The organism is Lyngbya sp. CCAP 1446/10, assembly GCF_026130175.1.
GTDB lineage: Bacteria > Cyanobacteriota > Cyanobacteriia > Cyanobacteriales > Microcoleaceae > Microcoleus.
In genome coordinates, this window is the sequence record NZ_JAIGNI010000003.1 from 41019 (window position 1) to 65169 (window position 24151).

Sequence of the window (24151 nt, forward strand, 5' to 3'; positions counted from 1 at the left end):
TGGGTCAAAGGTACAGGGGGTAATACCCTGCTCAAACCAAATTTTTTCCCTCAAGACTTGCGCCACAAATCTGCTCGATCAGCGGTATATTCGGGTAAGATGCGCAATGCGCCCCCTACAATTAGATTTCTGGAATAATCCCGCCAACAATTAAAAATTCATGCTTTAAAAGGCATTAATCGCCCCTAAATTCAGTCTCGGAGCGGTTTTGTCCGGGATCAAGTCATTGTGTTTGATAAAATGAGAAGTTATCCTTGCTGTAGCTGAATAATTAAGTAGGTAGGCGAATAGATAATGACAAGCAGTAAAATTATTTTGAGTTACTTAGGCCCACAAGAAGTTGAGGCCAATCGAGGCGCTGTCTTAGTTGGCAGTTTTGACAAAAATCAAGTGGCGGCGATTTCAGCAGCAGAAGGCTCAAATGCCCTGAAAACAGGGATAAATTTATCGACAGGTATTTGGAACATCAGTTTAGAGAAAGGATTCGATCGCGCCGGAACTCGCACAGTACAGGTAAAAGCAACTGACAAAACAGGCAAAGTTATCGGCGAACAAACAATTAACATCAAAGTTAATCCTGCTTCTAATACACCCGATGAATCTTTTACGTTAATTACTCTCCAATTTACCAGATTTAAAGCCGGAACAGTGCCGACTAGCAATCTTAACGATACGCAAAAAGCGGACATACCAGCCGGAACAACTTATCAAATTACCGACTACGAGTTAGAAGACGGACACCTAGAAGTTCAACTAAATAATCCAATTTCTCCGGTGGGAAAATCTGGTTTTTTCTACGAAAAGCACGTAGTCGTCACGAAAGGTGCAAAAATCCTGATCTTCGATCGCACTCAACTACCGGCCCCAGCACCTGGAATGCAGTTGCTGTGGGTAAACAAAAAAACCTGGTTAAAGCGTAACCCCGCAGATTCTGCTACTTTAGCCCCAACTCAGAAAGTACGGTTTAACCAGGGAGAAACTTTCAATATTCTCGGATACGCTTGCGTAGAAAATCATTTTAGAGTCACATTAGATCGCCCGATTCCCAACTTCGGAAATTCGGGATTTCTGTACTCGCAACACGTCCAAATATTGCAAGACGGCAGGGGAATTTCGTTTGACAAAAATGCAGTTACCATGACTGTTGTCAAAACTACTGTGTTTAAAAAGCGACCTGTGGCTGCGGCAAGTCTGCAACCTCCAGAAAAGGTTACTTTGCCGGCGGGAATGATTTACGGAGTTTCGGGATTCTCTATAGAACAAGGTCACGTTAAAGTCTCACTTACTGAAAATTTACCACCCTTTGGGAATACGGGTTTTGTTTTTCCCGATTTCGTACAATTCAGTCGCGGTGGCAAATCTTTCAATCCAGCGCCCAATTTAACTTATCAAGGCCCGACGGAAGTTTTGGTCAATCAGGCGATCGCACTTTCAGGTACTTTTGACAAACAAGAAGCAGCAAAAATTGAGGTAATAGCTGAGGATAAACTGCCGTTAACCGTAACACTAAACCAAAAAGCAGGCACTTGGCAAGTGAATTTGCCTAAAGGATTTAGCGTACCGGGAGCTCGCTGGCTGAGATTGCGGGCAACTGACAGCAAAGGCAACGTTACCGGCAGCCAAATAATTTATATTACCGTAAGTTCCGATCCGCTGACTGTCGGAAAAGGTTTGAGCTTAAAGATAGTTTCTGACACTTTGTTTAAGGTAGCTCCGGTTGATTCTTCCCGGCTCAACAATCAGCAAAAAGTTCTTGTCAAAGCAGGTAAGACTTTGACGATTAGCAAATACGGATTTATTGACGGGCATCTCAAGGTGGTTCTGGATTCGGAAATTTCTCCAGTGGGCACTTTTGGCTATTTTTACGAACCAGACGTTCAGCTTGCCAAAGGTACAAAAGTCCTGAAATTTGACCTGGCAGACGTACCGAATAGCAACGGGAACGCTCAACTATTGGTAACTCAAACAACTCTGATTAAAGGTAAACCACAAGATTCATCGAAACTCCCTGCGAATCAAGTTGCTGAGCTCATTTTAGGCAGTACCTATGCCATTACTGGTTATGCCTGCATTTTGGGGCATTTCCGAGTAACTCTCGCCGAATCTATTCCCGGTTTTGGCAACATCGGATTTATCTATTGGCAGCACGTTAAAATCAAGAAAAACGGCAAAGAAGTTCCCTTTGACCCCGATGCTTTGACGATGACAATGCTGCAACCAACTGTGTTTAAAAAACGCCCGGTAGATGCTGCTAAGCTGACCGCTACCGAGAGAACTACACTGCCTTTAGGTCGAGTTTACGGCGTGGAAAGCTACGGTTTGGAACAAAATCACCTAAAAATTTCCCTGACTGAAGAACTGCAAAATTTTGGCAATACAGGTTATGTTTTTCCGAGTTTTGTTCAGTTCAAGCGGGGAGATAAAATTTTCGATCCGGTTCCGAATAATGTGGAATTGAACGTGCCGTATTTTTCGCAGCGGGACAATCCGCGTTTTGACTGGTCTACTTGCAACGTAACTGCGATCGCGATGGTGCTGTATTATTATGGCGTTCGTTCTAAGTGGGGCGGACAGTTGGAGGATGAGTTATTGCAGTGGTGTTTCGACTATGCAGGCGTTGGTTCTCAAACCGATCACAACGTGCTGACGGCGCTGATTCAAGCTTACGGGTTTAAGACGAGTTTTAGTACGACTCGCAAATGGGCGGATGTGCGATCGGAATTGTTGAATCGGCGGCCGATAGTTTTAGCGGGAGATTTTACTGCTGCCGGTCACATTATCACTTTAATTGGTTACAATTCTGATGGTTATATAGTGCAAGATCCTTGGGGAGATGCACTCACCGGCTACAGCGATACTGAGGGGAGAAAGTTGATGTATCCCTACAGTTACGTTAATCAAGTTGCTGGGCCGGATGGGAATGTTTGGGCGCATTTTATCTCACGATAAGGTTGTTAGGTGCGCTAAGGGTTTTTAGGAACTGGCAAGATGCCAGTTCCACCAGAACATTTAGAAGATTTAGTTATTGTGTTTAGGAACGGGCAAGATGCCCATTCCACCAGAAGATTTAGTTTTTGTGTTTAGGAACGGGCAAGATGCCCATTCCACCAGAAGATTTAGTTTTTGTGGAACCGGCATCTTGCCGGTTCTTCAGAATGTTGTAATCGCCTCAAGCAATCTTGGGCTTAATTTTACGTTTCGCCGCACCCATACCTAAAAAGCCCAATCCTACTAAAGTACCAAACCAAGTAGAAGGTTCGGGTACAGGCTCAAATTCTCCTTTAATGGCGATCGCATCGTTAGCGCACTCAGCAAAAAAATTAGCAATATAGCTACCAGAAGGCATTGAGGATTTATTAAAACTGAATCCGATTGTTTGAGAACCTACTGCATTGAACTGCCCAAAATTTAGACCCATTGCGCTCAAAGTTGCTGAAGTTAAAGCAGAAATTTCTCCTACTTTTGTTCCAGAACCAATTGAGTTGAGAACTGTCCAATTTCCTGTTTGTTGAAAATAGGGGTCAGTCGCAGCTAAATCACCCATTGATGGGGTTCCGCCGTTAGAGGCAACTACGGTGTTGTATTGATTTAAATTGGTAAAGCCGGAGTTGGTTTGGGTGACGTTTTTAGCGGTAACATTGCTGTAAACACCTGTTGTCGCCACGCCTGAGTCATTTCCGTCGGCAAAGCGCACGGCAAATAAGCTGCCATTGGCATTTGCTGTGTTGAAGTTTTGACCGGAAAAATTGAAGAATAAATCGCCGTAGTTGATGTTGCCTCGGAGAGCGGCGCTGTCTGCATATCCCGCTAAACTTAGATTGGAGTTGATGGCGATGAAAGCTGTATCTGATGTTTCTTTGACGGCGATGCCGTAAAATTCAAACTCGCCGCCTCCGATTTGGGGCCCTGACACGCCGTCGGTGAAGGAGTCGATCGCATAATTCCAGCCGTTAGATAGGGTTGCTGCTGTAGCCTGTTGTGGGTGTAGTGCCATAATTGCACAGAAAACAGCCGCTGAGCAAGTCCAGTGAATGCTCTTTTTAGTAGTGGAATTCATAGAAAGTTCCCTGATGAATGAATGAGTGTTAAAAAATCAAGTCTGTCGATCGACTATTTTTAATTTTTAGTAAATCATAGATTCCGGCAGAATTTGTTAAAGTTTTGGTAAAGATTTTTTCTGGCAATTACGTAATTTCAACTAGCTCTGTAAAAAAAAACTAATCAGTAAACAAATAGTAAATTAAAATTAATTCACGGTAAAAGGAAGTGAAACAATCTCGCAAAATTAAATAATTGGAAAATCACAAAAAGTCCAGACGACGAGGATAGATCAGGTTTTGAAAACAGTCAAGCAAATTTCTGCAATATATCACAGCAGGCATCGCGGGTTAATTCTAACTCAGGCGGTAGTTTTTGCAATTGAAGCGCTGCAAAAATCAATCAAATTTTTCAATGCTCTTAATATATCGCCGACAGTTCGTTGACGATCTTGACTTTTCCCTTGAGCACGGAGCGCAGCAGGCGGTTGAGCGAATGCCTGTCTTGCTCGTCGAGAGAGTCGTCCAAAACAGCGGCCATCAAACCGTAGCGATCGGCTAAAGTCAAACTGCCTGTATCGGTAACAGAGGCAAGTATTTCGGAGATAGCGCCGGGGATAAGTTGAACTAAAAACATGAGACGTTCTCTGAATTCGATACTTATATCATCTCTCGTTCTCCAAAAATCAAGAGTGACGCTGGATATGCAGAAAAGGTGATGTTTTGAGCCAAACTGTGTGACAGCCGCCACTCTAATTGTGTGACGAGTTTCGTTTCAAGTCTGCGATCGTCGTCACAAAAATAATTTTATAGCAGCCAAAGGAAGTTCGGCAACGGATTATGTAACGGATGTAACGGATGGAAGTCAGTTGTCAGTTGTCAGTTGTCAATAGTCAAAAATGCCCCATGCCCCATGCCCCATGCCCGATGCCCTATTCCCCATGCCCCATGCCCCATGACAGATGTATAAAACGCATAGCGTCTATGCAAAAACTTCATAAAATTCAATATTTTGTAAAAATAGCTACGAATATTTACTGTGGTGCGCTTTACATTCGTTCATAACAAAGGTGAATCGAAACGCAGCGATCGAACCATCGGTAGCAACTATAACCATACATAGTTTGGCCGCAATCGAGGCAGCGCCCAGAAAAGCTCAAGTATACAGAAGACCAACCATGCTTAAAAGAAATTCCATCAAGTAACTAAATATACAGTTTTAAATCAATACACTCACTAAGGTTAGCAGGAAACACACTTTATGCTCCAAGTCAATACCTCCCCCGAACAAGCCAGCAGCGAGGGTAAACCAATGACCCAAACAGTAGAACCCAAAACCAGCCAGAACAAATTTGAAAAACTCAAAGCCGAAAAAGATGGCTTAGCAGTCAAAGCCGAACTCGACCACTTCGCCCAAATCGGCTGGGAAGCAATGGACGAGATTGATCGCGAGCACCGCCTCAAATGGCTCGGCATCTTCTTTCGGCCAGTAACTCCGGGCAAATTCATGATGCGGCTGCGCTTGCCCAACGGCGTCATCACCAGCAATCAAACTAGAACCCTAGCAGACATCTTACAACGCTACGGCTCCGACGGCAGCGCCGACATCACCACCAGACAAAACCTGCAACTGCGCGGCATTCGCATCGAAGATGTGCCCGACATCTTTCGCCGCCTCAAAGAAGCTGGCATGACCAGCATTCAGTCTGGCATGGACAATGTACGTAATATTACTGGTTCCCCAGTCGCAGGCTTGGACGCCGACGAACTAATAGATACGTGGGAATTGGCGAACCAAGTCCAAGACATGATTACCAACAGCGGCGAAGGCAACCCAGAGTTTTCTAATTTGCCGAGAAAGTTTAATATTGCGATCGCAGGTTGCCGCGATAACTCAGTGCACGCGGAAATCAACGACATCGCCTTCGTACCCGCTTACCAAGACGGCAACATCGGCTTTAACGTTTTAGTCGGTGGTTTCTTCTCCGCCAAACGCTGCGCAGCAGCAATTCCTCTCAACGTCTGGGCTAGTCCCAGCGATGTTGTGGATTTGTGCAGAGCTATATTAACTGTATTTCGCGATCGAGGCCCAAGAGCAAACCGCCAAAAATCCCGCTTGATGTGGCTGATTGACGAACTCGGTATTGAACAATTCCGCGCCGAAGTCGAAAAAGAAGTAGGCCGCAGTTTGTCCGTCGCCGCCCTCAAAGATGAAATCATCTGGGACAAACGCGATCACATCGGTGTCTACCCCCAAAAACAATCAGGGCTCAACTATGTAGGTTTGCACGTTCCCGTCGGACGCCTGCAAGCAGCGGATTTGTACGATTTGGCCAGAATCGCTGAAGTTTACGGCAGCGGCGAACTCAGGCTCACCGTCGAAGAAAACGTGATTGTTCCCAATGTTCCCGACTCGCGGATTGAGTCGCTACTCAAAGAACCGTTATTACAGCGTTTCTCGATCGACCCCGCACCCCTGACGAGAGCCTTAGTTTCCTGCACCGGATCGAATTTTTGCAACTTCGCCCTCATCGAAACCAAAACCCGCGCCGTGGCAATGATTCGGGAACTGGAAGCCGAGCTCTCCGTTCCCAAACCGGTCAGAATTCACTGGACGGGTTGCCCCAATTCCTGCGCTCAACCCCAGGTAGCTGACATCGGTTTGATGGGTACAAAAGTTCGCAAGAACGGTAAAACCCTCGAAGGTGTGGACATCTACATGGGAGGCACAGTTGGCAAAGACGCTCATTTGGGTACTTGCGTCCAAAAAAGCATTCCTTGCGAAGACCTGAAACCGGTGCTGCATCAACTGTTAATCGATAAGTTTGGGGCTGTTCCCAATCAATCTCCAAGCGATGTCGCTTCCCTGAATCGGCAACTGCAACTGACGGTTGAGAGGGATGAAACGGCTTTCGCGACCAAACCTCAGACATCTACTGTCATTTTCGCTCGATCGGGCAAAACAGTTGCTTGTAGCGAAGATGAGTTTATTCTCGACGTTGCCGAACGGGCCGGAATCGAACTCGACAGCAATTGTCGATCGGGAAGTTGTGGCACTTGCAAGCAGCAACTCCTAGAAGGCAATGTCACCTACGATGGCAAACTGGACGCGCTGAGCGACATAGAACCAGGGTTTATCTTAGCTTGCAGCGGGCGGGCGATCGGCAAAGTGTCGATCGACGCCTAATCTCAGAATTTCATCTCAAAGTACAACAACAATAATTCAAGACAAATGAGCAACCTTTCTAGAAGAAAATTCATCATCACCGCCGGAGCCACAGCCGCCGGCACCCTTCTCGTCCACGGTTGCAGTTCCGGTTCCACCACATCTAACGCAACTCCCAGCGGAACCTCACCCACCGCCGCCCCAGCAGTCAACATCAACCCCGCCGACGCCCCCGAAGTTACCGCAGCCAAACTCGGATTCATCGCCCTCACCGACGCAGCACCCTTAATCATCGCCCTAGAAAAAGGCTACTTTGCCAAATACGGCATGAAAGACGTGCAAATCAGCAAACAAGCATCTTGGCCAGTAACGCGCGACAACTTAGAACTCGGTTCCGACAAAGGCGGCATTGACGGCGCGCACCTTTTATCCCCGATGGCTCACCAGATGACATTAGGCACAATTACCAAAGGCAATCAGCCAGTGCCGATGAACATTCTGGCGCGGTTAAATACTAACGGTCAAGGTATTTCCCTCGGCAAAAAATACCTAGACTTAAAAATAGGTACAGACAGCAAACCTTTTAAAGCAGCCCTCGCCAATCAGAAAGTTCCGATTGCTATGACATTTCCCGGAGGCACCCACGATTTGTGGATACGGTATTGGCTAGCAGCCGGCGGCATCAATCCAGATACAGATGTTTCCGTGATTCCCGTACCGCCGCCCCAAATGGTAGCTAACATGAAATCCGGCAGCATGGAAGCCTTTTGCGTAGGCGAACCTTGGAATGCTCAACTAATTGCTCAAAAAGTAGGATACAGCGCCTTAATCACTGGAGAACTTTGGAAAGATCACCCAGAAAAAGCTTTAACTTTAAGAGCAGATTGGGTAGCCAAAAATCCCAAAGCTGCTAAAGCAATTACAATGGCCGTACTGGAATCCCAGCAGTGGTGCGACAAGCCAGAAAACAAACAAGAAATGTGTGAAATCATCGGTAAAGATAGATGGTTAAAAGTTCCAGTAGCCGATATTGTCGCTCGTTCTAAAGGTGAAATTGACTACGGTACGGGTCGCGTTGAAGCTGCTAGTCCAGTGGCAATGAAATTCTGGGCTGACAATGCTTCCTATCCCTACAAGAGCCACGATGCTTGGTTCATCACTGAAAATATTCGCTGGGGTTATATCCCGGCTAATACCGACATCAAAGCAACCGTCGATAAAGTTAACCGCGAGGATATTTGGAAAGCAGCAGCCACAGCAATTGGTGTTCCCGCAGCCCAAATTCCAGCTACGACTTCTCGCGGTATCGAAACCTTCTTTGATGGCATAAAATTTGACCCAGACAAACCAGAAGAATATCTGAAGAGTCTGGCAATCAAAAAAGCATAAGCAGCAGACTCGGTGCTAATGGTTGATAGCATAAAATCAACCATTAGCTAGTAAATTGATTGAGATTTAAGGTGGAAAATTTCGGATTTATAACTATCCTTGAAACTAGAAAAGTGTTCTAAACTCAGGAGTTACGCACTGGGTCAGAAACTGGGTTTTTTACGAATATTGTTTGTTATAGCCCGGAAAATAGGTAAAAGCCCGGTTGCTTTGATACTAAATGCGTCCAGGAGTGAAGATATCAAATCTTAAATTTCAACTCACTAGGTAAAAGCATCTACAAGCAATTATCAATTCACTGCTAATTCCTCACAGTAAATAGAAAAATGGCAACCAACCTCTCTGTTTCTAAAAGCAAAAATCCGGTAAATTTCGTTCTGGATTTGGTGCAAAAAAATCGCAAAAAAATCATTCCACCTTTAGTCGCGATCGCAATTTTGCTCACAATCTGGCAAATCCTTTGCCACGGTGATGGTTCCTCCTTGCCCGGCCCGATTAAAGTTGTCCAAGAAAGCTGGACTTTAATTACCAATCCATTCTTCGACAATGGTGGGATTGACAAAGGCTTATTTTGGCAACTGGCGGCCAGCTTGCAGCGGGTGGCGATTGGCTTTACTTTATCAGCAATTCTCGGCATAAGTTTAGGGATATTGATCGGCACAAACTCTTTAATGTACAATGCTTTAGACCCGCTGTTTCAAGTATTCAGAACTATCCCGCCCCTGGCTTGGCTGCCGATCGCCCTGGCCGTATTTCAACAGTTCAATCCCTTTGAAAATATGGGGATGAAAGCTAACGAAGTTTCGGCGCTTTTCGTAATCTTGATTACAGCAATTTGGCCGATAATCATCAATACCACAGTAGGCGTTCAACAAATACCTCAAGACTACCGAAACGTCGCCCGCGTCTTGCGCCTCCCCAACCAAAAATATTTCTGGAAAATCCTGCTACCGTCTTCAGTTCCTTACATCTTCACAGGCTTGAGAATTGGTATCGGTTTGTCTTGGCTGGCGATCATAGCTGCGGAAATGTTAGTCGGCGGCGTTGGCATCGGCTTCTTCATCTGGGACGCTTACAACAGTTCTCGACTCAGCCACGTGATTCTGGCAGTGCTTTATGTAGGAATTGTAGGTTTGATTTTAGACAGAATCGTTGGTTTCATCGCTTCCAAAGTTGTTCCTGAAGAACAGAAATAGGATTTGGTTGACAATACAAGGTAAGGTGCGCAGTGCGCACCCTACAGCCTACAGTGACTTAATTTACAAATTACAAACTAACCTAAAATAGCCATGTCAATACTTGTTGAAGTAGATCACGTCGATCGCGTATTTAACTTGCCCAATGGCGAGCAGTACATCGCTCTAAAAAATATCGAACTTAAAATTAAAAAGGGAGAATTCATCACCTTAATCGGACACTCTGGCTGCGGCAAATCCACACTGCTAAATATCATCGCTGGACTCGACACAGCAAGTCAGGGCGGGATTACTTTAGAAGGGCGTGAAGTTCGCGATCCAGGCCCGGACAGAATGGTGGTGTTTCAAAATTACTCGCTGCTACCTTGGCTGACAGTCCGCGAAAATATTGCTCTAGCAGTAGATGAAATTTACAGTGGTAACTCTCAAGAAGATCGCGAGTTGGTAATCGAATACCATATTAAATTGGTCGGACTTGGGGCAGCAGCCAATAAACGTCCGGGCGAAATTTCTGGGGGGATGAAACAACGAGTTGCGATCGCCCGCGCGTTGGCAATTCGCCCAAAATTGCTGCTGCTAGACGAACCCTTCGGTGCTCTTGATGCTTTAACTCGCGGCGGTTTGCAAGACCAGTTGATGAACATTTGCGAGGAAAGCAAAGTCACCAGCGTGATGGTAACTCACGACGTGGATGAAGCTTTGTTGTTGAGCGATCGCATTGTCATGCTCACCAACGGCCCGGAAGCACAAATCGGGCAAATTCTCGAAGTGAATATTCCCCGCCCTCGCAAGCGGATGGAAGTTGTCAACCATCCGAGTTACTACGCGCTGCGTAACGAAATGGTTTACTTCCTCAACCAGCAAAAACGGGTGAAACAGCGCCGGGCCAAACAACAAGCCCCAGCCGTGGTGATCGCCCGCAACGGCCTAGAAAAAGTCAACCTCGACATCGGCTTTATTCCCCTCACCGACTGCGCGCCCTTAGTCGTAGCCAAAGAAAAAGGATTCTTCAAAGCCCACGGTTTAGAAGAAGTCACTCTGAGCCGCGAACCTAGTTGGAAAGAAATTGCCAAAGGCATCGCCCAAGGACGGCTGGACGCCGCGCAAATGGTCGCAGGAATGCCGATCGCCATGCTGTTAGGTATGGACGGAGAGGAACCGGTGCCAGTCAACAGCGCCTTAACCCTGTCCCGCAACGGCAACTCGATTATCTTCGGCAAAAACCTTTACAAACAAGGCATTCGGACATTAGAGGATTTCAAAGCTGCGATCGCCAACACCCCCGACACGGTACATACCTTGGGCATGGTACACTCCGCCTCCATGCACAATCTGCTGTTCCGCTACTGGCTGGCCTCCGGCGGTATTGACCCCGACATAGATGTGGCCTTGACCATGATTCCGCCCCCGCAGATGGTATCGAATTTAAAAGCAGGCAACATTGACGGCTACTGCGCGGGCGACCCCTGGAACTCCAAAGCAGTCAATGACGGTACCGGTTTTGTCATGGCCCGTTCCCTCGATATTCTGCCCGGACACATCGAAAAAGTTCTCGGCGTTAGCGAAGATTGGGCTCAGAAATATCCTCAAACCCACCTCGCCCTCGTCAAAGCGCTTTTGGAAGCCTGCGACTACTGCGACGATCGCCGTAACCGCGAAGAAATTCTACAATTGATTTGCCAAGAACAATACATCGGCGCAGATCCGAAAGACATCCGTCCGGGGTTCCTCGACCCCTACAACTCCGGTACGGAGGCAGAACCTGAAATGCTCTACAATTTCAACCAGTTTTACGTTGACCAAACCAATTGTCCAGACCGCCTAGAAATGGTGTGGGTGATGGCGCAGATGGCCCGCTGGGGACTGATTCCGTTCCCAAAAAACTGGGTGGAAGTGGTCGATCGAGTTTTGCGGCCCGATGTCTTCGGTCAAGCAGTGCGCGAGTTGGGTTTACCGGATATTTCCAGAGTTCGTCGGACGATCGAGCTATTTGACGGCACTGTCTTTAATGCCGATGACCCGATCGACTATCTTCAGAATGTCAAAATCAAGCGTAACGTCCGCATTGAAGAAATTTTAATTGAACAAATAGGCAGTCAGTGTTCCATTAAAACACCTGCATAACCAGAAAATAGGAAGAGGGAATGAGGAGCAATTAATCAGGAAGCACTACTCCACATTTCCTACTTTCTAACACCATAATTCAAAATTCTCAATCCTAATTTCTCATGTCTAATCCCCCAAGCCAAAATCTCACTCCTGAAAATATGCAAACTCTCAAAACGCCCCAAACAACGAAAATTCAAACGGACAAACCAGGCTTTTTGACTATTAAAGATGTATCGAAAGTCTACCCAAACCTTAAAGAACCCGAAAACCCTTTCGTGATTCTCGACGGTGTAAACCTGACGATTAATGAAGGCGAATTTATTTGTTTGATCGGTCACTCCGGCTGCGGCAAATCAACTTTGCTGAACATGATCGCCGGATTCAACGGGCCGACAAGCGGAGAAGTTGCTCTCGCAGGTGCACGGATTACTGAACCAGGCCCCGATCGCATGGTGGTGTTTCAAAACTACTCGCTGCTACCGTGGCTGACTGCTACTGAAAACATCCACCTCGGCGTTGAAACTGTCTACGCAGACAAGTCCGCAGACGAACAGAATAAGATCGTCCAGGATCACTTGGAATTAGTGGGGCTCACCGAAGCTTGCAACAAAAGACCAGGCCAATTGTCCGGGGGGATGAAACAAAGAGTTGCGATCGCCCGCGCCCTAGCAACTCGCCCCAAACTGTTGATTTTGGACGAACCTTTCGGAGCTCTAGACCCGATTACGCGGGAAGAGTTGCAGGAAGAATTGCTGAAAATTTGGCGCGAGTACAAAATTACGATCGTAATGATTACTCACGATATTGATGAAGCTTTGTTTTTAGCCGATCGTATCGTGATGATGACCAACGGCCCGGCTGCTTCGATCGGCGAAGATGTGCACATTCCCTTCAGCCGTCCCCGCAACCGCACGCGGATTATGGAAGACCCGAAATACTACGAACTGCGCAACTTTGCTTTAGAGTTCCTATTCTCTCGCTACGCCCACCACGAAGAGGATACAACGGAGTCAGACACATCAGCAGTCATGCTACCATTACCTGCTAGCAAAAAGCGTGCGGTTGCTGACAGACAGATGCCACCTGTATCCTTTGTGCCTCATGCTGCACAGCCCCTAGAAGCCTCGCCGATCAAAGGCGGTATCCTGGCAGTTTCGTGGTTGGTAGCAATGGCGACTTTAGCTGCCGTCAATGTATCTGCTGTTTCCAGCCAACTCAAGCAAGCGAAACTAGCAGAAACTGCACCACCGGTGGCGGTTGTGAGTTCTCCCCCCAGCCCTGCACCGATTGCAGCAATTCCTGCACCTGTTCCAGTAAGTCCTGCACCTGTTCCAGTAAGTCCTGCACCGATTGCTACTGGAAGCCCTGCACCGATTGCTACTGGAAGCCCTGCACCTGTTGCAGTAAGTCCTGCACCGATTGCTACTGAAAGCCCTGCACCGATTGCAGCAACTGCTGTCGCAGATCCCAAGGCAGCAACCAGTGCCACATCAGGGATTTCTGACCAAGCCGAACTCGATGCGATCGGACAGCAGTTGTATGCACAAATTAACGATAATTGGAAGACAACTCCGACATTTACCGAAAGTTTGACTTATCGGGTCAAAGTGAAACAAAACGGCGATATCCTACAATTCGATCCCACAAATAAAGCAGCTAAAGATTTCGTGAAAGAAACTCCTCTGCCAGTTTTGCAAATTCCTACCGGTGCCACAGCAGACGCTCAAAAAACGGCTGAATTCCAAGTAACTTTTAGCCCCACCAACAATGGCGTACTAGAAGTTAAAGCAGCGAAATAGACAACATCTTCCCGTACTCAATCTCAGATTGGTATCAACAACTAACTCAAAAGTATGACCAGCCCGCTGTCTGAGTCCTGCAAAAAATCCTGCTAGCCCTCCATCCCTTGGGGGAACAACCTTAACAGTTGACAGTTGACAGTTGACAGTTGACAGCGAAGTTTTTAGGCAGGGGATTTAAGCCCCTGCCTAAAAATAATCCACCTAAAGGTGGGGGCTTAAATCCCCTGTGCTTTGGTTAGGTATCAATTGAGCCTGTTTGAGGGGATTCAGGAGCGGGGAAAAGCTAGCGACAATCGAGATCGCTAGCGAGTTTCAGTAAGATAGCGGTTACTTTAAAATCAGGGTATTTTCCGCTTGTGTGAAGCATTTTTGCGGTAACTTCGTAATTATTGATACATTGTTTGCCGGAGCCCTCAGTTCCGACTATAATGACGAGTTACGAATTATGCATTAGCTTTCAAAAATTAGCATCTAAAATCACCAGATGGAAACTATAAAAACTCTTTGCCCTTATTGCGGTGTAGGTTGTGGTCTAGAAGTTGTTCCCGACAAAAAACAAACTTGGAAAGTTCGGGGCGATCGCAATCACCCATCGAGTCAGGGTATGGTTTGTATTAAGGGAGCAACGGTAGCAGAGTCCATTAGGAGCGATCGGCTACTTTATCCAATGATCCGAGATTCTCTCGACCAACCGTTTCGCCGCGCTAGCTGGGACGAAGCTCTCGATGCCATTGTTAACCGCATCCAAACAATTCGCTGCACCACCGGCCCCGATGCTATATGCGTTTACGGTTCGGGTCAATTTGCTACAGAAGATTATTATGTTGCCCAGAAACTGATGAAAGGTTGTCTGGGCACTAATAATTTTGATGCGAATTCTCGCTTGTGTATGTCTTCAGCAGTTTCGGGATACGTTCAAAGTTTTGGTTCAGACGGGCCACCTTGCTGTTACGACGATTTAGAATTAACAGATTGCGCTTTTATTATTGGCAGCAATACAGCGGAATGCCATCCAATTGTATTTAACCGGTTAGCAAAGTACCATAAAAAGCATCCAAATGTCAAGATGGTTGTGGTAGATCCCAGGCGGACTCCGACTGCTGAAGCGGCGGATTTGCACTTAGCAATTAAACCGGGTACGGATATAGATTTACTTAACGGAATTGCATATTTGCTGTTGCGCAGGAAAGCAATAGATCCTGATTTTATTCAAGAATGCACGGCGAATTTTTCAGCTTTTGCTGAAGTTATTAGCAGCTACACGCCGGAGTTTGTAGCCTCGCGCTGCGGCATTACTGTCAGCGAATTAGAAACGGCGGCTAACTACTGGGAACAGTCGCAGCGGGTTTTGTCGCTGTGGTCGATGGGCATCAATCAGTCGTCGGAAGGCACGGCAAAGGTGCGATCGCTAATTAATTTGCACTTGATGACCGGTCAAATTGGCAAACCGGGATGCGGCCCGTTTTCCCTGACCGGCCAGCCAAACGCGATGGGAGGTAGGGAAGCGGGAGGACTCTCTCACTTATTGCCTGGATACCGATTTGTGAAAAATGCCGAACACAGAACCCAAGTCGAGGAGTTTTGGGGAATCGCACCGGGAAGTATTTCCCCAAATCCCGGCCGCACTGCTTGGGATATGATCACCGGTTTGGAAACTGGCGATGTCGAGTTACTGTGGATTGCAGCCACCAATCCGGTAGTAAGTATGCCGGATTTGGAACGGACAAAAGCTGCTTTGTTGCGATCGCCCTTTACCATTTATCAAGAAGCCTACTATCCCACGGAAACCTCAGCCTACGCCCACATCTTACTACCAGCAACGCAGTGGAGCGAAAAAACTGGAGTGATGACGAATTCCGAACGCCGCGTCACGCTTTGTCCCGGTTTCGATTCACCATCCGGGGAAGCGCGCGATGACTGGCGGATTTTCGCAGAAGTCGGCCGCCGCTTGGGTTTTGCCGAACACTTTGCTTTCGACAGCAGCGCTGACGTATACAAAGAGTACGTGCAGTTGACAGGGGGCAGACCTTGCGACATGACAGGCCTCAGCCACGAGTATTTGCGCCTCCAAGGCCCGCAGCAGTGGCCTTGTCCCGAAAATGAGCCTGTGCATCCAGCCAACGAAGCGAAACGCCTGTATACTGACAGGCGTTTTCACACTCCTGACGGGCGGGCGAGATTTTCGGCCTATCACTCGCGGGGACTGGCAGAACCTCCCGATCCAGACTATCCGTTTGTGTTGACGACAGGCAGAGTTTACGGACACTGGCACACGATGACGCGCACGGGGAGAACTGACAAAATTAATCAATTGCACCCCGCTCCATTTTTGGAAATTCACCCCCGCGATGCTGCTAAATTGCAAATTAAGGAGGGTGATTTGCTAGAAGTTCGATCGCGCCGCGGCAAGGGGCAGTTTCCCGCAAAAGTCACAAAGGCGATCGCCCCTGGTACCCTATTTGTACCGATGCACTGGGGTTCTCTGTGGGCAGAAAGTGCTGAAGCCAATGCCATGACTCATGCTGCAAGCTGTCCAGATTCTAAACAGCCCGAGTTAAAAGCTTGTGCGGTGCAGTTAGTGTTGGTTGGGGCAGAAACTGGGGCGGAAGTTGTCGAAGAAGTTGCTACAGAAGTTGGGGAGTTTAATTGGGCAAAATCCACCGTCACCGTCAATTCTTGAGCTACTGTCCAAATTTGGTATCTTAAAACTCACATAGTGGCACCAATCTCATCACCTGGGTTTCTTGCCACAGAATTACGTAAAATCGTAGTTTTTTGTCAAGAAACCCGGTTTCTGGGCCCTAGAGTACGGCACAATCGCGGGGTGCTCTACGGTCATCAAGGAATTGTGAGCCTTTACCAGAAAGAATTGGTTTAAAGCCGGAATCCTTAAAGGCGAGAAATTAAAATCAGACTATTCATTACTCCAATCCTTTTCCTTCTAGGTAGAGGTAGAGGTCGCTGTCAACTGTCAACTGTCAACTGAATGAAGCACCCGACAAGCTGCGTTCTGCGGCAGAGCTCGCGAATCAAGAAAATTAAATTTATTTTTTCTGGTTTTTCCTGCTTTATTCGGGGTTTTTCCTTGTTCCTTGTTCCTTGTTCCTTCTTCCTGGTTCCTTCTTCCTTTTTTTTAGTCGATCGAGCGGATCAAAAAATTGCAGTTTGCACCTATAGGTGCTATGATATTTTTATAAGGCTTTATTTTCGGCAGTACAGTTCGTTCGATCGGCGTTCCTCCGGATTTAAATCTCTACAACCTCGATTCTGGAGAATGTTCAATGTCAATCTATGTCGGCAATTTATCCTACGAAGTAACGCAGGAGCACCTCAGCCAAACTTTTTCAGAGTACGGAACAGTAAAGCGCATTCAATTGCCTGCTGACCGCGAAACAGGTCGGATGCGTGGCTTCGCTTTCGTAGAAATGTCTACTGAAGCAGAAGAAACCGCAGCCATTGAGGCTCTTGACGGTGCTGAGTGGATGGGTCGCGACCTCAAGGTCAATAAGGCAAAACCCCGTGAAGAACGTGGTTCGTCCAACAGCGGTAACTGGGGCAACAACGACCGCTCTTCTCGCCGTTACTAAACCCACCCAAGCTAAAAATTTAGCTTAACCGTGTGTTCGACAGGGCGAAAATGCAGTCAACAATCATTCTTTGTTGAGAATAGATAGTTAGTTCTGCGATCGTACCGCGTCTTAAAGTCCTCAAAATATTGCTAGACAATAGTTTGAGGATTTTTTATGGAAAAAATTTATTAATCAGGAGTTCGACGGTGTGCGATCGATTCCTAGCTGATGCGAAAAACTGTAAAATATAACGCAATACGGTTTAGTTAGCGCTTTTTTACGAACGAATTAAATTTCACGATTGTGTGGGAGATACAAGTCTCTCTTGGCAGCCAAATTGTTCTTAAATGAACTGTATTGAAATATAACGGGTAGAGAGAACCCGCTTCCCCACAGCCCTGGTGGCACAACGAAACAAGCAATCATAGAGTTTCAGGATTGCCAAGTGCACCAAACGATGACAGAATCATCAATGAATGAATGATTACTAAATCACGGGTATGCTGAAAAAACTATTTAGGCAAATTTCTAAGCTAGGTAGCGATGAAGACTTTCTTCATTTTGCGGAAAGTGTAGAAGTCATAATATCGAAAATTTTATCGCTGGCGATGATTTTGGTAATTATGGTCAGCGTTTGCGATTTGCTGCTTTTTTTAGCAAAAGAATTGTTTAATGACCATGAGACTTTTTTGTTAAAAGATACGTTGTTTGTCATATTTGGGTTGTTTTTAAATGTTTTAATTGCTCTGGAAATATTAGAAAATATTACAGCTTATCTCAAAAAGCACGTAATTCAAGTAGAGCTGGTTATTGTAACTTCATTGATAGCAGTATCTCGAAAAATCATCATTCTTGACCTGGAAAAAAAAACCGCAGCCGACTTGATTGGTTTGGCGGCGGCAATTTTCGCCCTTTCCATCAGTTACTTGATAGTGCGATACGCAAATAAATCAAATGATTAATATTGGAAATTGGGCATTGGGCATTGGGGCATTGGGCATTGGGCGAAGCGAAGCGGAGGGATTGGGCATTGGGCATTGTTAATAATTAATACCCAATCCGGCTTAGCCTGAATAATCCTTTCCTTTATTTTGTAGAAGACTGGGCGGTTTCAACCGCCGTCTTGTCTAAATGTCTTCCAACAAACCAGGAGGAGGAACAATTTCAATTCTGCCTTTTTCCAAGTCAACAATTGGCACAATCTCTTCCACAAAAGGAATCAAAATTTTCGTTGATTTAGGTTCTTTAACGCGGATTTTCCTTGGTTTGCGGGTATTTCTGGGGTCAGCGTTTGCTTTGGGAGTTTCAGGGCGTTTTGGCTTTTCTAATCCTGGGGCGACAGGTTCCGGCGCTGTTAAATCTGTTTCTACTTCTAAAAGGTCGTTACCTGCGGGAATAATATCACTTACCTTACCTAAGATTTCCCCGGTTAACTGGTTAAAAACTTCCATACCGATCAAATCTTGCACGTAAAACTCATCAGATTCGAGGTAAGGTCGATCGCCCTTTTCGATGAATAACTTACAGCCCCGCAGCGCTTCAGCACCATCGCGGTCTTCAATACCCTCCACCTCTACAGCATACAACCCTTTGCCCGGAATGTAGCGACCACCCAAAAACTCGATCGGTTCCGGTTCAGTTTTCTTCGGGCGCCAAAGCCACCGCTTTCCCGGTTCAATAAACCTTTCCGGGAAATCCGAATCGGGATAGACTCGCAATTCCCCATTCAAACCTTGAGCTGCTACAATTGTACCGATTTCTATCCACTCAGACATAGATTCTATTACTCAAATTGCTACTAATTGATCGTGAAAATTTGGAATTACGAATTGCGAATTGGGAATTGGGAATTACGAATTGCGAATTGGTAACTGAAAAACGTTGAATTATTTTTCTTCTTTCTTCCCTCTTCCCTCTTCCCTCTTCCTTCTTCCTTCTTCCTTCTTCCTTCTTCCTTCTTCCTTCTTCCTTCTTTTTTACACCAACCCCGTCCTCAGCGCTACAACGGCTGCTTGCACGCGGTCATCCACAGCCAACTTATTCATAATACCGCGAACATGAGTTTTAATAGTATTTGGGCTCAAATAAAGCGCCGCGGCAATTTCTGGATTGCTGTTACCTTCCACCATTAATCTTAACACTTCCAATTCCCGCTGTGACAACTGACCAAAAGTAGTTGTAGAGGCAGGCATCGGCGGTTTGAGGTGTTCGATGACAGTCCGAGCAATTTGAGGATCAAGATATGTAGCCCCCTCTGCTGCCGCTGCAATCGCGGCTAACAGCCTATCTACGGAAGCACCTTTAATACAATAAGCATCAGCCCCGCTAGAAAGGGCAGCAATAATTTCAGTTTCAGCCGTATGAGAAGTTAACATTACCACTCGAACTTCCGGCAGTTGTGCTTTAATTTGCTGCGTCGCTGCTATACCGTCCAGTCGCGGCAAACCGATATCCATCACAATAATATCAGGTTTTAGTTTCAGTGCGGCTGCTACACCTAAATAACCGTCTTCTGCTTGTCCTACTATTTCTATTTCTGGGGAATCGGCTAAAACTTGCTCTAATCCCAGTTGCATCATCGGATCATCTTCAACAATTAAAATTCTCATAATATGAAGGAAGAGGGAAGAAGGAAGAAGGAAGAGGGAAGAAGGAAGAGGGAAGAGGGAAGAAGGAAGAGGGAAGAAGGAAGAGGGAAGAAGGAAGAGGGAGGAAAGAATAAAAAAAGAGTACCGATTATGAAACTAATGACTAATGACTAATGACTACTGACTACTGACTAACTTTTAAAACTTCAACGAATTCGCCGGGCCAAACCCAGGTTTCCGTTGGTGGCAAAACTGCTAAACCAGTTGTATTGGCGAGGTTAATTAAATTGGCTGAATTTTGGCTGCCACTAGCAGGTTCAAATTCCCAGACTCCGGCAACTAAATGTAGTTTACCCCAAATGTAAGTTTCGCGCTTGCCGTGTGATCGCAATTCAACATCACATCGAGCCCGCACAAACTCCGGGCCCCAAGCATCCGCGCCCAGCCCAGACATCTTTCGCAAAGCAGGCACAACAAAGCGCCAACAACAAACTAAAGCTGAAACCGGATTTCCCGGCAAACCAAAATAGAGACAATCCGAACTCGAAATCGGCGAATCGGATTTTTTTTCATCTCGTTTAAACTGAGCAAACGTTAAAGGTTTTCCCGGCTTGATCGCCACAGAGCTTATGTGAATCTGACCTCCCAAATTAGCCAATATTTGATCAATATAATCGTAATCTCCTACCGATACACCGCCAGTCGAAAGTACCACATCTGCGGTAGAAACAGCCTTAGCGATTGCCTTGGTTAGCGCATCTTTACTGTCAGGAACAATCCCCAAGCGAATCGGCTCAAATCCCATTTGCGCCAACAAAACAGTCAAAGCATATTGATTCGAGTCAACCAGTTTTCCCGGTGCTAAAGGTTCGTCTGGCGATACCAATTCATCACCAGTCGAAAAAATTGCTACTCGCAAACGCCGATAAACTGGAACTTGAATGCACTGTGCAGTTGCTAATACCGCTATTTCTGGGGCGTTGATAATTGTACCAGGAGTTAGCAAAGTTGTTCCTGCTTGATAAAAAGCGCCTTTGTGCCTGACAAATGCTTGCGGCTTTTCAGGACAAACTAGGATAAAAATACGATCGCCCTCACGCCTTGTTTCTTCCTGCATTATCACCGTATCAGCACCATCCGGCATCATCGCACCCGTAAAAATCCGTGCTGCTTGGCCCGATTGTACCGTACTTTGAGGCAGATATCCCGCTGGAATATCCTCAACTACTTCAAGTACCGCTGGTTTTTCGGCGCTGCAATTTTCCACATCAGCAAACCGCACCGCGTACCCATCCATTGCCGAATTGTCCCAATAGGGAAAATCGAGGGAACCGGTGACGGATGCAGCCAAAATGCGCCCCGATGCTGCCAACAAGTCTACAATTTCTACATCCCGCTGACTGTCGAGGGGTTGCGCTAAATTTAGAACGATCGATTCTGCTTCTTTTACTGACAGCATCAGTGTCACCCTGTTTGACAAGACTCTTCTTAGTTTAGCAAATCAGCAGCTATAGTGGAAAAGTATTTTTTTATTCGGCTGCGGTAAACTTTCCTTTCGTTGTCCCTCGCTTATGACTATTTTTCGCTCAGCTTTTCGACTCAATTGTTTGTCTCTCTTGCTGGTGGGATTTCTGGTTGTCTTGACTCAGTTGTCAGGCTTGCAAGTCAGCGATTTATTTTTTCACCCTTTTTTCTCCCCCAATCCCAATGTCGCCTTATTAACTCGCACATTTCAAGTATTATGTGCTGTACCAGTCATTGTTTGTAGCTTTAGCTATGGATTGGCTAACACTATGCAGCCGCGCCCTTCAAAACATCGATTTATTCTGTTCTCTGCTTTGTTGACAGGCGCATTTCTGATCAATGAAATTTACAGGATTCATCTATACATTGGCGCTTTGGGAATTCGCAAGTTAGGAGTTAGTTTGCTGTACGCTATTTTTGTCTTCTCCTACGGATGGTTTTTTCGGCGAGAACTAAAGTCTACTCCCTACAAAATCTTGTTAGCTGGATTGGGCTTGTTGTTTTTTGCGATCGGCATGGACGCGCTGCATTTAAAAAGTAAAATATTAGCTAGTATGTTAGAAGGAGTTCCTAAGTTGTTGAGTGAAATCAATATTGCATTTTATTATTGGTATGTCTGCAAATCTTTCCTCGAAAAAGCTTTTTACGACCAGATAAACAGGTTTTAATAACTTTGTGATATAATGCTAGCACAAGGATCTCCCAAAATCTTCCCGCTTCAAAAATAGCATTTCGACTTTACGATTTATACAACCTGCATCGATCGAGGTTTATCTGCGATTAAAATACTCCAAGTGCAGCCTCTAAAATACCATGTTAGCAGTCACCATTAACTTTAATGCGATCGCCCAAATCACCGACGACCAATTTTATCAACTGTGTCGCCAAAACCCCGATGTCAAATTTGAACGCAACGCCAAAGGAGAAATCACCGTCATGTCACCCACAGGAGGAGAAACCGGCAATTACAATTCCGAAATTAATGCAGATTTTGTGATTTGGAACCGACAAGCTAAACTGGGAGTTTGTTTCGATTCTTCAACTTGTTTCAAACTACCCAGCGGTGCAAATCGTTCTCCCGATGTCTCTTGGATTAAACAAGACAGATGGGATGCACTCACCCCCGAACAAAAACAAAAATTTCCTCCCATCGCCCCAGATTTTGTCTTGGAGTTAATGTCGCCGACTGACAGTCTCAAAGATACTCAAAACAAAATGCAAGAATACATGGACAACCAAGTAAAATTAGGCTGGTTAATCAATCGTAAAACGCGCCGAGTTGAAATCTACCGCCAAGGACAAGAAACAGAAATTCTGGAATATCCGACAGAACTTTCAGGAGAAGACATTTTGCCCGGTTTCGTGCTAAACTTGCAAGCAGTCTGGCCTGTAATGCAAAATTAGGTTTTACAAGATTTTTTGGCGAACAGACAACCTGCATCGATCGACGTTCATCTGCACTTAAAATAATCCAAATGCAGCCTCTAAAATACCATGCTAGCAGTCACCATTAACTTTAATGCGATCGCCCAAATCACCGACGACCAATTTTATCAACTGTGTCGCCAAAACCCCGATGTCAAATTTGAACGCAACGCCAAAGGAGAAATCACCGTCATGTCACCCACAGGAGGAGAAACCGGAAACAGCAATTTTGAAATAGCTACTGATTTTGGAATTTGGAACCGACAAGCTAAACTGGGAGTTTGTTTCGATTCTTCAACTTGTTTCAAACTACCCAGCGGTGCAAATCGTTCTCCCGATGTCTCTTGGATTAAACAAGACAGATGGGATGCACTCACCCCCGAACAAAAACAAAAATTCCCTCCCATCGCCCCAGATTTTGTCCTAGAGTTAATGTCACCAACTGACAGTTTAAAAGATACTCAAGACAAAATGCAAGAATACATGGACAACCAAGTAAAATTAGGCTGGTTAATCAATCGTAAAACGCGCCGAGTTGAAATCTACCGCCAAGGACAAGAAACAGAAATTCTGGAATATCCGACAGAACTTTCAGGAGAAGACATTTTGCCCGGTTTCGTGCTAAACTTGCAAACACTCTGGGCTTAACTAGACATCCTAAATATATCAGCGTTTATTTGCGTTGATCTGCGGTTAAAATAAATCTCATGGAAACCAATACAGAAACAACTACGACGACTGGCTTAACTGCCGAACAGCATAAACAAAAAATGCAGCGCCGACAAGAAGTCCAGGCGCAGCGAATTGCTAATGCTGCGGAAGACAAAGGCTTAATTATTGTCAATACGGGTAACGGTAAAGGCAAAACTACGGCTGCTTTGGGTATGGTTTTGCGATCGCTCGGTCACGGCTACCGCGTCGCCATAGTACAATTTATCAAAGGAGCTTGGGAACCGGCAGAGAAAGCCGTTTTTGAACTCTGGGAAAATCAGCTAGAATTCCATGCAATGGGTGAAGGTTTTACCTGGGATACGCAAGACCGCAATCGAGATATCGAAACAGCTCAAAAAGCCTGGGATAAAGCTCTAACTTTTATCTGTAATCCCGAATTTAAATTAGTCTTACTAGATGAAGTCAATATAGCATTAAAGCTTGGTTATTTGCAAGTCGAGCAAGTGCTCGCAGGCTTAGACCAAAAACCAGTAGACTCTCATGTGATTCTAACAGGCCGAGGCGCGCCACCAGAATTGATTGAACGCGCCGACTTGGTGACGGAAATGACTTTGGTTAAGCATCCATTTCGAGAACAAGGCATTAAAGCTCAAGCAGGTATTGAGTATTAATCT

At 45.9% G+C, this 24151-nt stretch carries 19 protein-coding genes and 1 pseudogene; 15 read left to right on the forward strand and 5 right to left on the reverse strand.

All coding sequences use genetic code 11. The annotated features are described in order from the left end of the window. Positions 1-294: 294 nt before the first annotated feature. Positions 295-2949 carry a C39 family peptidase gene (locus K4039_RS02090; RefSeq protein WP_265233461.1) on the forward strand — a complete coding sequence of 885 codons (2655 nt, stop codon included), beginning with the start codon at positions 295-297 and terminating at the stop codon, positions 2947-2949. Positions 2950-3169: 220 nt separating this feature from the next. Here K4039_RS02090 and K4039_RS02095 read toward each other — a convergent pair whose 3' ends face one another. Together K4039_RS02095 and K4039_RS02100 are read right to left on the reverse strand one after the other, a co-directional pair. Continuing rightward, positions 3170-4057 carry a PEP-CTERM sorting domain-containing protein gene (locus K4039_RS02095; protein WP_265233462.1) on the reverse strand — a complete coding sequence of 296 codons (888 nt, stop codon included), beginning with the start codon at positions 4055-4057 and terminating at the stop codon, positions 3170-3172. 401 nt (positions 4058-4458) lie between these two features. Beyond that, entirely contained in the window at positions 4459-4674 is a 216-nt protein-coding gene (locus K4039_RS02100; protein ID WP_265233463.1) for a hypothetical protein, read from the reverse strand. Positions 4675-5349: 675 nt separating this feature from the next. Here K4039_RS02100 and K4039_RS02105 point away from each other — a divergent pair. From K4039_RS02105 to K4039_RS02140, 9 genes and pseudogenes are all read left to right on the forward strand, one after another. Continuing rightward, a pseudogene (locus tag K4039_RS02105) lies at positions 5350-6876 on the forward strand (ferredoxin--nitrite reductase); the annotation flags it as partial. 102 nt (positions 6877-6978) lie between these two features. After that, complete coding sequence (locus K4039_RS29735; RefSeq protein ID WP_321161502.1) at positions 6979-7224, forward strand: 2Fe-2S iron-sulfur cluster binding domain-containing protein; 246 nt, start codon at positions 6979-6981, stop codon at positions 7222-7224. A 45-nt stretch (positions 7225-7269) separates the two neighbouring features. Continuing rightward, on the forward strand, positions 7270-8592 hold the full coding sequence (locus K4039_RS02110; protein ID WP_265233464.1) for a CmpA/NrtA family ABC transporter substrate-binding protein: 1323 nt from the start codon (positions 7270-7272) through the stop codon (positions 8590-8592). A 326-nt stretch (positions 8593-8918) separates the two neighbouring features. Next, on the forward strand, positions 8919-9788 hold the full coding sequence (gene ntrB / locus K4039_RS02115; protein ID WP_265233465.1) for a nitrate ABC transporter permease: 870 nt from the start codon (positions 8919-8921) through the stop codon (positions 9786-9788). A 93-nt stretch (positions 9789-9881) separates the two neighbouring features. After that, complete coding sequence (locus K4039_RS02120) at positions 9882-11912, forward strand: nitrate ABC transporter ATP-binding protein (protein WP_265233466.1); 2031 nt, start codon at positions 9882-9884, stop codon at positions 11910-11912. 104 nt (positions 11913-12016) lie between these two features. Next, positions 12017-13696: an ABC transporter ATP-binding protein gene (locus K4039_RS02125; RefSeq protein ID WP_265233467.1), complete on the forward strand. Its 1680-nt coding sequence runs from the start codon at positions 12017-12019 to the stop codon at positions 13694-13696. Positions 13697-14183: 487 nt separating this feature from the next. After that, on the forward strand, positions 14184-16379 hold the full coding sequence (locus tag K4039_RS02130) for a molybdopterin oxidoreductase family protein (RefSeq protein WP_265233468.1): 2196 nt from the start codon (positions 14184-14186) through the stop codon (positions 16377-16379). A 601-nt stretch (positions 16380-16980) separates the two neighbouring features. Beyond that, the gene (locus tag K4039_RS02135; RefSeq protein ID WP_265233469.1) at positions 16981-17286 is read left to right on the forward strand and encodes an RNA-binding protein; all 306 of its coding nucleotides are present in this window, start codon (positions 16981-16983) and stop codon (positions 17284-17286) included. Between the two features lie 482 nt (positions 17287-17768). Beyond that, positions 17769-18230, forward strand: coding sequence for a phosphate-starvation-inducible PsiE family protein (locus K4039_RS02140; protein WP_265233470.1), 462 nt, complete (start codon positions 17769-17771; stop codon positions 18228-18230). A 165-nt stretch (positions 18231-18395) separates the two neighbouring features. On the opposite strand, the gene rimM is transcribed toward K4039_RS02140, so the two are convergent. Both rimM and K4039_RS02150 read right to left on the reverse strand, forming a co-directional pair. Then, the gene (gene rimM / locus K4039_RS02145) at positions 18396-19043 is read right to left on the reverse strand and encodes a ribosome maturation factor RimM (protein WP_265233471.1); all 648 of its coding nucleotides are present in this window, start codon (positions 19041-19043) and stop codon (positions 18396-18398) included. Positions 19044-19244: 201 nt separating this feature from the next. Further along, positions 19245-19877 (reverse strand): response regulator transcription factor, encoded by a 633-nt coding sequence (locus K4039_RS02150; RefSeq protein ID WP_265233472.1) that lies wholly within the window; start codon positions 19875-19877, stop codon positions 19245-19247. A gap of 3 nt (positions 19878-19880) precedes the next feature. On the opposite strand from K4039_RS02150, the gene K4039_RS02155 reads away from it, so the two are divergent. Beyond that, a complete protein-coding gene (locus K4039_RS02155; RefSeq protein WP_265233473.1) occupies positions 19881-20030 on the forward strand; it encodes a hypothetical protein in 150 nt (49 codons plus the stop codon). Between the two features lie 10 nt (positions 20031-20040). Here the strand turns inward: K4039_RS02155 and glp are convergent, their stop codons facing one another. Beyond that, entirely contained in the window at positions 20041-21315 is a 1275-nt protein-coding gene (glp, locus tag K4039_RS02160) for a gephyrin-like molybdotransferase Glp (RefSeq protein ID WP_265233474.1), read from the reverse strand. A gap of 112 nt (positions 21316-21427) precedes the next feature. Here glp and K4039_RS02165 point away from each other — a divergent pair, with 112 nt between their 5' ends. From K4039_RS02165 to cobO, 4 genes are all read left to right on the forward strand, one after another. After that, the gene (locus tag K4039_RS02165) at positions 21428-22048 is read left to right on the forward strand and encodes a hypothetical protein (RefSeq protein WP_265233475.1); all 621 of its coding nucleotides are present in this window, start codon (positions 21428-21430) and stop codon (positions 22046-22048) included. 145 nt (positions 22049-22193) lie between these two features. Then, complete coding sequence (locus K4039_RS02170) at positions 22194-22784, forward strand: Uma2 family endonuclease (RefSeq protein ID WP_265233476.1); 591 nt, start codon at positions 22194-22196, stop codon at positions 22782-22784. A gap of 90 nt (positions 22785-22874) precedes the next feature. Next, positions 22875-23453 carry a Uma2 family endonuclease gene (locus K4039_RS02175; RefSeq protein WP_265233477.1) on the forward strand — a complete coding sequence of 193 codons (579 nt, stop codon included), beginning with the start codon at positions 22875-22877 and terminating at the stop codon, positions 23451-23453. Between the two features lie 59 nt (positions 23454-23512). Then, the gene (gene cobO / locus K4039_RS02180) at positions 23513-24148 is read left to right on the forward strand and encodes a cob(I)yrinic acid a,c-diamide adenosyltransferase (RefSeq protein WP_265233478.1); all 636 of its coding nucleotides are present in this window, start codon (positions 23513-23515) and stop codon (positions 24146-24148) included. Positions 24149-24151 lie beyond the last annotated feature (3 nt).

What these genes read in the sequence shown, in the direction of transcription:
- K4039_RS02090 (WP_265233461.1), top strand. Translation starts at nt 295, where the DNA reads ATGACAAGCAGTAAAATTATTTTGAGTTACTTAGGCCCACAAGAAGTT.
- K4039_RS02095 (WP_265233462.1), bottom strand. Translation starts at nt 4,057, where the DNA reads ATGAATTCCACTACTAAAAAGAGCATTCACTGGACTTGCTCAGCGGCT.
- K4039_RS02100 (WP_265233463.1), bottom strand. Translation starts at nt 4,674, where the DNA reads ATGTTTTTAGTTCAACTTATCCCCGGCGCTATCTCCGAAATACTTGCC.
- K4039_RS02110 (WP_265233464.1), top strand. Translation starts at nt 7,270, where the DNA reads ATGAGCAACCTTTCTAGAAGAAAATTCATCATCACCGCCGGAGCCACA.
- ntrB (WP_265233465.1), top strand. Translation starts at nt 8,919, where the DNA reads ATGGCAACCAACCTCTCTGTTTCTAAAAGCAAAAATCCGGTAAATTTC.
- K4039_RS02120 (WP_265233466.1), top strand. Translation starts at nt 9,882, where the DNA reads ATGTCAATACTTGTTGAAGTAGATCACGTCGATCGCGTATTTAACTTG.
- K4039_RS02125 (WP_265233467.1), top strand. Translation starts at nt 12,017, where the DNA reads ATGTCTAATCCCCCAAGCCAAAATCTCACTCCTGAAAATATGCAAACT.
- K4039_RS02130 (WP_265233468.1), top strand. Translation starts at nt 14,184, where the DNA reads ATGGAAACTATAAAAACTCTTTGCCCTTATTGCGGTGTAGGTTGTGGT.
- K4039_RS02135 (WP_265233469.1), top strand. Translation starts at nt 16,981, where the DNA reads ATGTCAATCTATGTCGGCAATTTATCCTACGAAGTAACGCAGGAGCAC.
- K4039_RS02140 (WP_265233470.1), top strand. Translation starts at nt 17,769, where the DNA reads ATGCTGAAAAAACTATTTAGGCAAATTTCTAAGCTAGGTAGCGATGAA.
- rimM (WP_265233471.1), bottom strand. Translation starts at nt 19,043, where the DNA reads ATGTCTGAGTGGATAGAAATCGGTACAATTGTAGCAGCTCAAGGTTTG.
- K4039_RS02150 (WP_265233472.1), bottom strand. Translation starts at nt 19,877, where the DNA reads ATGAGAATTTTAATTGTTGAAGATGATCCGATGATGCAACTGGGATTA.
- K4039_RS02155 (WP_265233473.1), top strand. Translation starts at nt 19,881, where the DNA reads ATGAAGGAAGAGGGAAGAAGGAAGAAGGAAGAGGGAAGAAGGAAGAGG.
- glp (WP_265233474.1), bottom strand. Translation starts at nt 21,315, where the DNA reads ATGCTGTCAGTAAAAGAAGCAGAATCGATCGTTCTAAATTTAGCGCAA.
- K4039_RS02165 (WP_265233475.1), top strand. Translation starts at nt 21,428, where the DNA reads ATGACTATTTTTCGCTCAGCTTTTCGACTCAATTGTTTGTCTCTCTTG.
- K4039_RS02170 (WP_265233476.1), top strand. Translation starts at nt 22,194, where the DNA reads ATGTTAGCAGTCACCATTAACTTTAATGCGATCGCCCAAATCACCGAC.
- K4039_RS02175 (WP_265233477.1), top strand. Translation starts at nt 22,875, where the DNA reads ATGCTAGCAGTCACCATTAACTTTAATGCGATCGCCCAAATCACCGAC.
- cobO (WP_265233478.1), top strand. Translation starts at nt 23,513, where the DNA reads ATGGAAACCAATACAGAAACAACTACGACGACTGGCTTAACTGCCGAA.